This window comes from Lelliottia sp. AC1, assembly GCF_023278595.1.
Classification (GTDB): domain Bacteria; phylum Pseudomonadota; class Gammaproteobacteria; order Enterobacterales; family Enterobacteriaceae; genus Enterobacter; species Enterobacter nimipressuralis.
On sequence record NZ_CP025699.1, the window covers coordinates 3,523,142 to 3,535,258 of the forward strand.

The 12,117-nt window shown below is 55.8% G+C and carries 10 protein-coding genes and 1 pseudogene; 5 read left to right on the forward strand and 6 right to left on the reverse strand.

Annotated features, from left to right (window positions below; all coding sequences use genetic code 11):
* Nucleotides 1–393: 393 nt before the first annotated feature.
* The 4 genes and pseudogenes from C0560_RS16705 to C0560_RS16720 form a co-directional block, all read left to right on the forward strand.
* A pseudogene (locus C0560_RS16705) lies at nt 394–471 on the forward strand (hypothetical protein); the annotation flags it as partial.
* Nucleotides 472–623: 152 nt separating this feature from the next.
* A complete protein-coding gene (gene mutH / locus C0560_RS16710; RefSeq protein ID WP_100779082.1) occupies nt 624–1,310 on the forward strand; it encodes a DNA mismatch repair endonuclease MutH in 687 nt (228 codons plus the stop codon).
* Nucleotides 1,311–1,445: 135 nt separating this feature from the next.
* A complete protein-coding gene (locus C0560_RS16715; RefSeq protein ID WP_100779081.1) occupies nt 1,446–1,664 on the forward strand; it encodes a YgdI/YgdR family lipoprotein in 219 nt (72 codons plus the stop codon).
* Between the two features lie 133 nt (nt 1,665–1,797).
* Entirely contained in the window at nt 1,798–2,838 is a 1,041-nt protein-coding gene (locus C0560_RS16720; RefSeq protein WP_102104674.1) for an NADP(H)-dependent aldo-keto reductase, read from the forward strand.
* A gap of 52 nt (nt 2,839–2,890) precedes the next feature.
* Here the strand turns inward: C0560_RS16720 and lplT are convergent, their stop codons facing one another.
* Together lplT and aas are read right to left on the reverse strand one after the other, a co-directional pair.
* Entirely contained in the window at nt 2,891–4,084 is a 1,194-nt protein-coding gene (gene lplT / locus C0560_RS16725) for a lysophospholipid transporter LplT (RefSeq protein ID WP_100779079.1), read from the reverse strand.
* Nucleotides 4,077–6,236, reverse strand: coding sequence for a bifunctional acyl-ACP--phospholipid O-acyltransferase/long-chain-fatty-acid--ACP ligase (gene aas / locus C0560_RS16730; RefSeq protein WP_248859099.1), 2,160 nt, complete (start codon nt 6,234–6,236; stop codon nt 4,077–4,079). Before aas ends, lplT begins: the two co-directional genes overlap by 8 nt.
* Before the next feature lie 626 nt (nt 6,237–6,862).
* Between aas and galR the strand changes: the two genes are divergently transcribed.
* On the forward strand, nt 6,863–7,879 hold the full coding sequence (galR, locus tag C0560_RS16735) for an HTH-type transcriptional regulator GalR (RefSeq protein ID WP_123428620.1): 1,017 nt from the start codon (nt 6,863–6,865) through the stop codon (nt 7,877–7,879).
* On the opposite strand, the gene C0560_RS16740 is transcribed toward galR, so the two are convergent.
* The 4 genes from C0560_RS16740 to C0560_RS16755 form a co-directional block, all read right to left on the reverse strand.
* Entirely contained in the window at nt 7,840–8,316 is a 477-nt protein-coding gene (locus C0560_RS16740; RefSeq protein WP_248859101.1) for a GNAT family N-acetyltransferase, read from the reverse strand. The two genes, galR and C0560_RS16740, sit on opposite strands and share 40 nt — an antisense overlap.
* Nucleotides 8,313–9,086, reverse strand: coding sequence for a GntR family transcriptional regulator (locus tag C0560_RS16745; protein ID WP_100779075.1), 774 nt, complete (start codon nt 9,084–9,086; stop codon nt 8,313–8,315). Before C0560_RS16745 ends, C0560_RS16740 begins: the two co-directional genes overlap by 4 nt.
* Before the next feature lie 95 nt (nt 9,087–9,181).
* Entirely contained in the window at nt 9,182–10,609 is a 1,428-nt protein-coding gene (locus tag C0560_RS16750) for a glycoside hydrolase family 1 protein (protein ID WP_248859103.1), read from the reverse strand.
* A gap of 7 nt (nt 10,610–10,616) precedes the next feature.
* Entirely contained in the window at nt 10,617–11,954 is a 1,338-nt protein-coding gene (locus C0560_RS16755) for a PTS sugar transporter subunit IIC (protein ID WP_129035083.1), read from the reverse strand.
* Nucleotides 11,955–12,117: the final 163 nt, after the last annotated feature.

Below are 12,117 nucleotides of genomic sequence, written 5' to 3' on the forward strand. Positions count from 1 at the left end.
AACCACTCTCTTACAGGGCTGCGAACGAATAACATTTGAATAACTCACAATTTTCACTCAAGTTATAAACAGATGACGGACGCAAAGGGCCATTTTATTCACTTTTTCTGTGGATATAGTTGTGAAGAAGTATGGAATTACCGCTGGACAACATTGCAGGAAGGAAATCACCCCGCAATCTCATCGAGAAATAAATAGCTATATTTCATTGTCTTAATGGGTAACTTCTGTGAATAAGACGCCATAACGTGACGATCATCACATGAGAGATCCGCGTGCTGATGAAAGATCGAACAGCGTCGGTTTTATCCACAGATTGTGCCAATAACTTAGACACTATTTGTGTGAAAATTCGATTTTCGTCGCACGTCAAGGCTGTAAATTGAAACAGTAGTGAGGGTTATTCCCACTTATCCCACTTTTCTGTGGATAACATGGTGTAAGATCCTGTTCATTGTCAGTGACCAGTTTTGAACAACCCGATTTTACCCTTTTTATCCGGCAGTGGATTTGTCTTAAAAATGCTGATAAATCATCAACCTGCCATATCGCTAAAGAAATAGTTAAACTCTATCCACAAGGTCTGCTTTTACGGTTCATTTTTTAATCAAAGGTTTAACGTTATGCTTCCGCTCCTTCCACTCACCTCCCCTCCGGCTACTGAAGCGCAGTTATTGCAGCAGGCACAACGCGTCGCGGGCTACTCGCTCGGCGAGCTGGCGGCCATGGCGGGCTTGCCGATTCCTGCGGATCTGAAACGGGATAAAGGCTGGATCGGTGTGTTGCTGGAGCGCTGGCTTGGCGCAAGCGCGGGCAGTAAACCCGAGCAGGATTTTGCCGCACTGGGGGTGGAGCTTAAAACCATCCCCATTGATCGCCAGGGAAAACCACTGGAAACCACCTTTGTCTGCGTTGCGCCGCTCACCGGGAATACGGGTGTGACCTGGGAAATGAGCCACGTACGCCATAAGCTCAAGCGCGTGCTATGGGTGCCCATCGAAGGCGACAGAGCTATTCCCCTTGCGGATCGCCGCGTGGGTGCGCCACTGCTGTGGAGCCCAAACGAAGAGGAAGAGCGGCAGCTTTCGCAGGACTGGGAGGAACTAATGGATATGATCGTGCTGGGTCAGGTCGAGCGGATTACCGCGCGTCATGGCGAGGTGATGCAGTTACGCCCGAAAGCCGCTAACAGCAAGGCGCTGACCGAGGCGATTGGCGCTCAGGGAGAACCGATCCTGACGCTGCCGCGCGGCTTCTATTTAAAGAAGAACTTCACCGGTGCTCTGCTGGCTCGTCACTTTTTCGCTTAAACGCGGTTTTTAGCCGAAGTTTGAACTGAATCAAACACATTCACCTGATGTTTAAGATTTTACTGCTTCCTCCTGACGCTTTCTCAGGTTATTACTACACTATGATGTGATACGAGCCAGGTGAGGATGATAACGATGAAAAAATGGGCAGTGATAATCTCAGCGGTGGGTTTAGCGTTTGCGGTTTCAGGTTGTAGTAGTGATTACGTTATGGCGACAAAAGACGGTCGAATGATACTGACTGACGGCAAACCCGAAGTCGACGACGATACCGGCCTTGTAAGCTACAACGATCAGCAGGGCAATAAGATGCAGATCAATCGCGACGAAGTTTCGCAAATCATCGAAAGATAAACAGTTAAAGGTCAGTTGCTTACTGGCCTTTTTGATTTTTTTCTTCCCCTTTTGCTCCCCCTCTGCCATGTTTATAGTCCTTCGTCGGGGAGATTCCTGACGCCGTCAATTTACACAGTATAGGAAGCCGGCTATGCATTATCACCGTATCCCCCACAGCACTCTGGAGATCAGCCAACTGGGGTTGGGCACGATGACATTCGGTGAACAAAACAGCGAAGCCGATGCCCATGCGCAACTCGATTACGCCGTCAGCCAGGGGATCAACCTGATTGATGTGGCCGAAATGTACCCGGTGCCTCCGCGCCCGGAAACCCAGGGATTGACCGAAACCTACGTTGGCAACTGGCTGGCGAAAAACGGCAATCGCGAAAAGCTGGTGCTGGCGTCGAAAGTCAGCGGCCCGTCGCGCAATAACGACGCGGGCATTCGTCCGAATCAGATTCTGGATCGCAAAAATATCCGCGCCGCGCTGGATGCCAGCCTGAAGCGCTTGCAGACCGACTATCTCGATTTATACCAGGTTCACTGGCCTCAGCGCCCGACCAACTGCTTCGGCAAGCTGGGCTATACCTGGAGCGACAGCGCGCCGGTGGTGACCCTGCTCGAAACCCTGGAAGCTCTGACCGAGTGTCAGCGCGCCGGTAAGATCCGCTACATTGGCGTCTCGAACGAAACGGCGTTCGGCGTGATGCGCTATCTGCATCTGGCCGATAAGCACGATTTGCCGCGCATTGTGACCATTCAGAACCCTTACAGCCTGGTTAACCGCAGTTATGAAGTGGGTCTGGCGGAAGTGACGCAGTATGAAGGCGTTGAGCTGCTGGCTTATTCCTGCCTCGGCTTCGGGACGTTGACCGGTAAATACCTCAACGGCGCAAAACCTGCCGGGGCACGTAATACCCTGTTCAGCCGTTTTACCCGCTACAGCGGTGAGCAAACGCAGAAAGCCGTTGCGGCGTATGTTGATATCGCGAAACGTCACGGTCTGGACCCTGCACAAATGGCATTAGCCTTTGTGCGTCGTCAGCCGTTCGTGGCAAGCACCCTGCTGGGTGCCACTACAATGGAACAGTTGAAAACGAACATCGACAGTTTCCATCTGGAGTTGAGCGAAGAGGTGCTGGCGGAGATTGAGGCGGTGCATCAGGTTTACACCTATCCGGCACCGTAACGCGTTTTGATCTGGTATGCCGGGTAAGGCGAAGTCGCCGCCCGGCAATCCGTTACCGACGACGCTGCCAGAGCCACAGCCCCGCAATTGCCAGCGCAAACAACCCACCGAACCCGATGCCGATGCCCACGACCGGTAATCCCACTTTAACCGCCAGCGAATACAGCCCCAGCATCAGCAGCATCGCGGTGTTTTCACCGAGATTTTGCACCGCAATCGCGTTACCCGCCCCGACGGTCTGTTTACCACGCTCCTGCAGGAGTGCGTTCAGCGGTACAACAAAGAAACCACCGAGCATACCAATCAGGATCAGCAGCACGTAAGCCGGCAGCAGCGCATGTTGCAGGGAGAAAAACAGCACGCCGACACCAATCAAAATCCCCGCAGGCATACAGCGCGATACGGTTTCCAGGGTGACCAGCTTCGCTGCCACACCGGCCCCGACCACAATCCCCACGGCTACCATCGCGTTGAGATAGGTGGGCGTGGCGTTATCGGTGATCCCGAGCGCCGTCGGCACCCACAATACCAGCAGGAAGCGCAGCGTCACGCCCGCGCCCCAGAACATGCTGGTGCCCAGGAGGGAGAAGCGCGTTTCGCCGTTACGCCACAGCACGCGGCAGGCATTGAAGAAACTGGCCGTCATCGGCGTAAAGCGCCAGGATTGCCCCGGACGCGCCACGGGCAGCGTCGGGATAAACAGGTTCGCCACGACTGCGCCCGCATACACCAGCGCACACACACCCAGCGCGGCCAGCACATGCCAGTCCGCCAGCACGCCGCCGGCGACGGAGCCGAGCAGAATGGCGGCAATTGTCGAGGACTCCATCAGCCCGTTGGCTTTAACCAGTTTGTCGCCGGTGGTCAGCTCCCCCAGAATCCCGTATTTCGCCGGTGAATACGCCGCCGCGCCAATCCCCACCAGCGTGTAGCCGATAAAGGGGTTAAAGCCGAAGCAGATACTCGCCGCGCCCAGCAGTTTGAGACTGTTGGCGAACATCATCACGCGCCCTTTAGGGAAACTGTCAGCCACCTGCCCGACAAACGGCGCAAAAATGATGTAAGCACCCACAAACACCATCTGCAGGATGGGCTGGCTCCAGTCCGGATAAAACTCGGCTTTCAGCAGCGCCAGCGTGGCAAATAGCAGCGCATTGTCGCCAAAGGCCGAAAGGAACTGAGCGCTGGTCACCGCCATCATGCCCTTTGACCACAGGGAGGTGTTAGTGTGTACTGACTCACGCATTATGCTGTTCCGCCTCATCAACCATGCCTTTCAGCGCGACAAAATCGGGTTTACCGCTGCCGAGCACCGGTAACTGTTTCAGATAACGAATATCGCGCGGCACGGCCAGCTCAGGCACGCCATGCTCGCGGGCGTAGTGCAGAAGGTGCTCGCGTTTCAGTTCGCTGTCGGTGGTAAAGAGCACCAGCGCTTCACCTTTGCTGGCGTCGCTCTTAATCGCCGTGGCATGCATTTTGTCGGCAGAAACCGCTGTCGCCAGCTGTTCTACCATCTCAAGCGAAACCATCTCCCCGGCAATTTTGGCAAAGCGTTTGGCGCGGCCTTTGATTTGCACGAAGCCCTGCTCATCAAAGCGCACAATATCGCCCGTGTCATACCAGCCGGTTTCGACCTCGCCCTGCGCGTTTTCCGCCGTCGGCGCTTCAAGCACGCCTGGGTTTTCCACGCGCAGATAGCCATTCATCACGTTTGGCCCTTTCAGCTGCAGGCGACCGCCATCTTCAATGCCCGGCACCGCTAACAGACGTGCGTCCATGCCCGGCAGAATGCGCCCGACCGTGCCAGGCTTCGCCGCCATCGGCACGTTGATCGAGACCACCGGGGCACACTCTGTCACGCCGTAACCCTCAAGAATGCGCAGACCAAACTTGTCCTGCCAGATTTGACGGGTGCTGTCCTGCAGTTTCTCTGCTCCCGCCACCACGTAGCGCACACGGAAGAAATCATACGGATTGGCGAAACGCGCATAGTTGCCAAGAAACGTTGAGGTGCCAAACAGCACCGTACAGTTACGGTCATACACCAGTTCCGGTACAACTCGGTAATGCAACGGGCTAGGATAAAGGAACACCTCGGCGCCCGTGAACAGCGGGGTAAACAGACCGACCGTCAGGCCAAAGGAGTGGAAAAGCGGCAGCGCCGACATAAAACGATCGTTCGCGGTGAAGTCGGCAATGGTTTTGATCTGCTCGACGTTCGCCAGAATACTTTTATGGGAGTGGACAACCCCCTTCGGATTGCCTTCAGAACCGGAGGTAAACAGAATAATGGCTGCATCTTCCGGCTGCTGTTTAACCTGCGCCAGACGTGGCGCCAGCAGATGAGCAAAGATCCACAGCTTATCGGCAAGGGTAACGTCAGCTTTTAAATCTTCGAGGAACACCCAGCGCACCTGCTTGAGCTGCTCCGGGAGATGCCAGAGTTTGCCTTTGTCGAGGAACTGGCGCGAAGTGAAAACAGTTTTAATCTCCGCAGCCGTTATCGCGCTGGTCAGCCCTTTCACACCCGCCGTGTAGTTCATCATCGCCGGAATGCGTCCGCGTGACACCGCACCGAAAATCACCGCCGCGCTGATCCCGGCGTTAGGCAGCATAAGACCAATTTTTTCCCCGTGCTGGCTGTATTTTTCCAGAATACGGCCCACAAACAGGGTCTTGGTCAGCAGCTTGCGATAGGTATCGGGCTTGAAATTGATATCTTCAACGCAGTTTTTCTTCGCGCCAAAACGGTCCTGCGCGGAGAGAAGCGATTCATATAAGGTTTCGCGCGGGCGCACGGCCATGCGCGCTTCCATCATAATTTGATGGAGCATTTCGCCTGCGATCTTGCGGCGATCCCGTGCGCGCGGTGCTTCAGGCATCGGCAGCGTGGTCGGAGGCAAAATGTGGAGGGTGATTGGCGGGAACAGGCGCTGCTTCACCAGCCCTTTCAGACGACTGAAATAGGTCAGCTCTGCCCCTTCGATGCGTAGCGGCACCACGGTGGCTTTGGATTTCGCCGCGACAAACCCCGCGCCGTCGTAGATTTTCATCAGCGAGCCGGTCACGGTAAGACGCCCTTCCGGGAAGATCACCACTGGACGGCCCTGCTCGATCAGGCGCACCAAATGTTTAATCATCATCGGTTTGGTCGGATCGAGGGGAACAAAATCAATCAGCGGCGCCAGCCAGCGCATAAACCACTTCTGGCTGATGGAGCTGTAGACCGCGAAGACCGGACGGCCAGGCAGGAAAAGTGCCAGCAAAACACCATCGATAAAGGAGACGTGGTTTGGGGTGATGAGCACGCGCTCGCCGCGCAATGACTGAGTGTCCCCCGTCAGGCGGACGCGAAAGAGGATACGAAACAAGGTACGGAAGAACCCAAATAGCATTTCAACTCCCTTTGCCTGTTAAATTTTAGGGTTACGCTAAATTGTGGCAGATTACACGAGAAGTGCAGGCGGGAGGAGAGGTAGCGTATTTCAGGCGAAAAAAAACCTGCGCATCCGCGCAGGCTGGTGCAAGAGATGAGTACGAAACCGTACCAAGAATTCTCACCAATCAATACCTCTGGGATCTTGATTGTGGCTGCTGGCAATGCGCTTCGCCAGCGCGAAAACGCAAGGGAATGAGCCTAAGTGCAACCAGGTGTGAAAAATATCGATTGCTGTTACATGTTGAAGTTACAGACAAAAAAAACCTGCGTATGGACGCAGGTTGGTGTAATTCGTGTTAATCAACCGGAGTCGATTTCACCTATCAATACCTCTGGGATCTCGACTTTAGCAATCTGTTCACATTCTCCACCAGCAGACAATCGCAACAGCCTGCCGCAAAGTGTAAGCAAAGGTTCGCTTTGACATTATTCTGACACGCTTCCCCGTGTAACGATTACACTGTTTTCCCATGTTCTGCGTCACGTTTGCGAGGTGCATTGCGGGCCAGCCCTTGAATGCGCCTCGGTTTTCCGCAACACTATTGAGTGTGTAAACGCTTACCCCACTAAAGAAGGTATTTAATGGCGACAATTAAGGATGTGGCTCGTCTGTCGGGTGTTTCTGTGGCGACCGTCTCTCGCGTCATCAACAATTCACCGAAAGCCAGCGATGCGTCCCGTCAGGCCGTGCAAAGCGCCATGGAAACCCTGAACTATCATCCCAACGCCAACGCGCGCGCCCTTGCGCAGCAGTCGACGGAAACCGTGGGTCTGGTGGTCGGCGACGTGTCGGATCCCTTTTTCGGCGCGATGGTCAAAGCGGTTGAACAGGTGGCGTACCAGACCGGCAATTTCCTGCTGATCGGCAACGGCTACCATAACGAACAAAAAGAGCGCCAGGCCATTGAGCAGCTGATACGCCATCGCTGCGCCGCCCTGGTGGTTCACGCCAAAGTCCTCCCCGACGCCGAACTGCTGCATCTGATGAAACAGATCCCCGGCATGGTTCTGATTAACCGCATTATCCCCGGCTATGAGAAACGCTGCGTGGCGCTGGACGATCGCTACGGCGCCTGGCTTGCCACACGCCATCTGATCCAGCAGGGTCATACGCGCATTGGTTATCTCTGTTCAAACCACCAGATTTCCGATGCCGAAGATCGTCTGCGAGGCTATTACGATGCCCTGCGCGAAAGCGGATTGCCGTGCAACGATCGTCTGGTCACCTATGGCGAACCGGACGAGAGCGGCGGTGAGCAGGCGATGACAGAACTGTTAGGTCGTGGGCGGAATTTCACCGCCGTGGCCAGCTATAACGACTCGATGGCCGCGGGAGCGATGGGGGTGCTGAACGATAACGGTATCGACGTACCGGCAGAAATTTCGCTGATTGGTTTCGATGATGTGCTGGTCGCGCGCTACGTGCGCCCGCGCTTAACTACCGTGCGCTATCCGATTGTGACCATGGCAACGCAGGCCGCTGAACTGGCGCTGGCGCTGGCCGAAAAACGCCCGCCGCCAGATATCACTCACCTGTTCAGCCCGACGCTGGTTCGCCGTCACTCCGTGGTTGCCCCCGCAGATCCGGTCAGCGAATAGCGATAGAGATGGACGTTTTTATTCGGGTATTCCAGCGCATCGCCGATGTACTGCCAGCCGTAGCGCTCATAAAAGTCCCGGCAGGCTGACCAGAGATGCAGCTCGGAATACCCGGCCTTTGCGGCATAGCCCATCACATGCTCCTGCAACTGCCCTGCCAGCCCTTTCCCGCGCGCGGCGTCGTCAACGTACAGCGCCGCCAGCCATGGAAAGAGATCCTGGCGCGTCATCAAATCACAGCGCCACAATCCGACGGTGCCCAGCAGTGTTTCGCCCTCGACCGCCACAAACGTGAGCGGCAGTGCGCCCGGCGTCTGGCTGTGTTCGATGATGCTGGCAAAGAATTCACGCGGTAAACCGTCACCAAACGCCTGCCATAACCAGTCGGTTACGCGCTGGGCATGGTGCGCAGCGGCATAAAGGGGAATGATCTTCACACCAGTTTCCCCTGGAAAAGCGGGACAGATTCAAAAAGATAGCCGTCAAAATCCGGCGCGTCTTCATCCGACAGCTCCAGCAGGCTTTTTTTGACGTTTTCCAGGTGCTGGAACATGGCCTGCCACGCCCCCATCACGTCGCGACGACGCAGGGCCGCGAGAATGGTCTGGCGATCGCCAAGCCACTTCAGGCGATATGCGCGGCTGGCGATGTGAACGTTGAACTGCTGCCACAGCGGGCTGCTGTCCATGTGGTGCCAGACGCTCTCGACAGTCGCCAGCAGCATCTGGTTTTGCGTTGCGCCTGCCAGCACCAGGTGGAACATCTTGTTGTTATCCTGGCTGTGATCGTCGGCGGCAATCGCGCGCTGCTCCTGCTCGATGATGCGACGCAGATTATCAATATCCGCGCGGGTCGCCATTTTCGCGGCAAAGGCGGCAATATTGCTTTCGAGCAGCTGGCGCGCCTGCAAAATCTCAAACGGGCCGACGTCGCTATTTAAAAAGCGCTCTTCCTCGTTTTCGTGCTCTTCGGGGATGCGCATCACGTAAACGCCGGAACCCTGACGGATATCGACGGTACCCTGCAACTCCAGCATGAGTAAGGCTTCGCGCACGATGGTGCGGCTGACGCCGTACGTCTCGGCGATATTGCGCTCAGGCGGCAGACGGGACCCCACAGGATAGTGACCGTCGATGATTTGCGTGCGCAGATCATCGCCAATCTCCTGGTACTGTTTTTTTTCTGGCGGAACGACGGCCTTCTCCACGATTTCACCTGTACTGACAGTTGAGTTGACGCTCGGGCCGGGCATCCTCCCGGCCAGTTGGCGGCTATTTTACCAGAACCTGCGTCGTGATTAGCCTATTTCCATTCATCATCGACAGTCAGCGTCAGCGTGCGTTCATCGCGCAGCTTTCGGAACCACGCCGCCGACTTTTTCGCCCGGCGGGCGCGGTTATCGGCCAGATCGATTTCAATCAGGCCATAGCGGTTTTTGAACGCGTTCATCGGCGAGACGTTATCGGTGAACGCCCACAGCATGTAGCCGTGGCAGTTTGCCCCCTCTTCGCGCGCCAGCAGCGTGTAATAGAGGTGCTCGCTGATAAACGCGATACGATAATCGTCGGCAATAACCCCGTCGCTGCCCCGGAACTGCCCTTCGTTTTCCACCCCCATTCCGCTTTCCGCCACAAACCACGGGATGTTGCGATAGTCGTTTTTGATACGCATCGCCATGTCGTAGATGATTCGTGGATAAATTTCCCAGCCGCGCGAGGCGTTCATTTTGCGCCCCGGCAGCTCGAACGGTTCGTAGTAGTAGGCCGGATGGAAGGGCGTTTCCGGATGCCAGGCCCGTGACGGGGCTTTGACCCGGTGCGGATAATAAAGGTTGATCCCCAGCTCATCGACGGTGTTTTCGGCAATGATTGCCAGCTCATCCGCGCTGTACTCCCACTGCACATGGTGCTGCTCAAGTAAGGTAAACAGCGCCTGTGGATAGCGCCCATGTACCAGCGGGTCGAGAAAGACGCGGTTATAGAACAGATCGTAGATCTCTGCCGCGCGCACGTCATGGGGCGCTTTCGAGCGCGGATAGGTCACTTCCGGATTCAGGATACAGCCCACGGTTCCCCGGTAGCCTTTCTCATGGAACAGCTTCACCACTTTCGCCGTCGCCAGCACTTTGTGATGGTTCCACTGCATCCAGGTGCCTGTGTTCTGCTCGTAGGGCCAGCGCAGCGCGTCGAGATAAACGCGCGTCTGCACCACAATCGGCTCGTTGAAGGTGAACCAGCGCGTCACTTTCCCGTGATAACGTGCAAACACTTTTTCGGCGTAACGCACAAAGAGTTCCACCACCTGCTTTGAGGCCCAGCCGCCGTACGTTTCCAGCAGCGCGCCCGGTAGCTCGTAGTGCTCCAGGCAGATCATCGGCTCGATGCCCTGAAGGTGCATTTCGTCGAACAGAGCGTCGTAATACGCCGCGTACTCTTCATCGACGGTCACGTTTTCGTAATCGGTCAAAAACCGCGACCAGTTAATAGAGGTGCGATAGTGCGTCAGTCCGGCCTGCTTCATCAATGCCACGTCTTCGCGGAAGCGGTTGATAAAATCGGTCGCCACCGCCGGGCCGTAGCCGTTATGCCAGACGTGACGATCGTTTTTGTACCAGAGATCGATCCACGAATCCTGCCCCTCTTTTTTGCCGCTCCAGCCTTCCGTTTGCCAGGCCGACGCGGCGGCACCCAGAATAAAATCCTGCGGGATCGAGATGTGTTTTGTGCTCATGAGATCCTCATACGTTATTTGTCGCTTGCTGGCTTTGCGCCTGCAGGGCCGCCTGCTCCGCGCGGCGTGAGGCAATTTTCACGAACGGCAGATAGATCAGCACGGCGGTGACGATACAGATTAGCTGGGTGATCACCGCTCCCATCGATCCCGCCGTCGACAGCCAGGCGTTGATCAGAGGAGGCGTAGTCCACGGCACCATCACCACGGCTTTTCCGGCGAAACCGGTGACGGTGGCGAAATAGCCAATCGAGCCGGTCACCAGCGGAGTGATGATGAACGGGATCGCGAGGATGGGGTTGAGCATGATTGGCATACCGAAGATCACCGGTTCGTTGATGTTAAAAATCCCCGGCCCGATAGAGAGCTTGGCGATCTCACGCATCTCTTTGCGCTTCGTGCCAATCATCACCGCGATCAGCAGGCCGATGGTCAAACCCGATCCGCCGATGCTCATGTACACATCCCAGAACGGCATAGTGATGATGTTGGGGATCTCTTTGCCCTGCTCGAAGGCGCTCATGTTGACGGTGATCGCCCCCAGCAGCAGCGGCTCGCGGATCGGTTTGATCATCTGATTACCGTGGATGCCGATCACCCAGAAAAGCTGCGCGACGAACATCAGCAACAGAATACCCGGCAGGCTCTGCACCACGCGCTCAAGCGGTTGCTGCACCACCTGATAGACCGCGTCATACAGGTACATGCCGGTCAGTTGATGGAAGATAAAACCGAAGGTCGCAATGGCGGTGGTGGTGATAATCGCCGGGATCAGCGCCGAGAACGACGCTGAAACGTTCGGCGGGACCGTATCAGGCATTTTGATTTTCAGCCCTGGACGGTTTTCCAGCCAGCAGTAAACCTCGACGGAGAGAATGGCAATAAACATGCCGAGGAACAGGCTGCGGGTATCCGAGAACTGGCGTAGCAGCACGTCTTTCACCACGTGCATCTGCCCGTCGACCAGCATTTCGACGGTGGTCGGCGTGACACAGATAAAGCAGATCACTGCCAGCAGGCCCGGAAACAGTGATTTGATACCGTTGATACGCCCAAGCTCAATACCAATTAAAAACACCGCGCCAATGTTGAGAAAATTCAGCGTGGCGTAGTTTATCGCGCTGGTGATCGGCTTAAGCGCCGCCAGAAACGAGAGGGACTGGAAGCTCGCGAGGCCGTTTTTAGGGTCCAGCACCATGTTGGAAATCAGCACCGAGAAGGCGCCCACAATGATGACTGGCATTAAGGTAATGAACGAGGATTTTATCGCCATGATATAGCGATAGCTGTTGAATTTAGTGGCGAAACTGCCCAGAGCGTCGATCAGTTTTTCCTGCACTGCCATAAGGTAATACCTCAGTAAAAGGGCTTTTATACCCGTCGCCTTTCACGTTGCAGGGTTATGGCTGCACTCACTCACCCGAACCGCTGCCTAACGTAAGTGCATCGGGATGGGTACGGGTGCCGCCGTCCTGCCACATGAAGCCGCCTGGATAGAGAATAAGGTG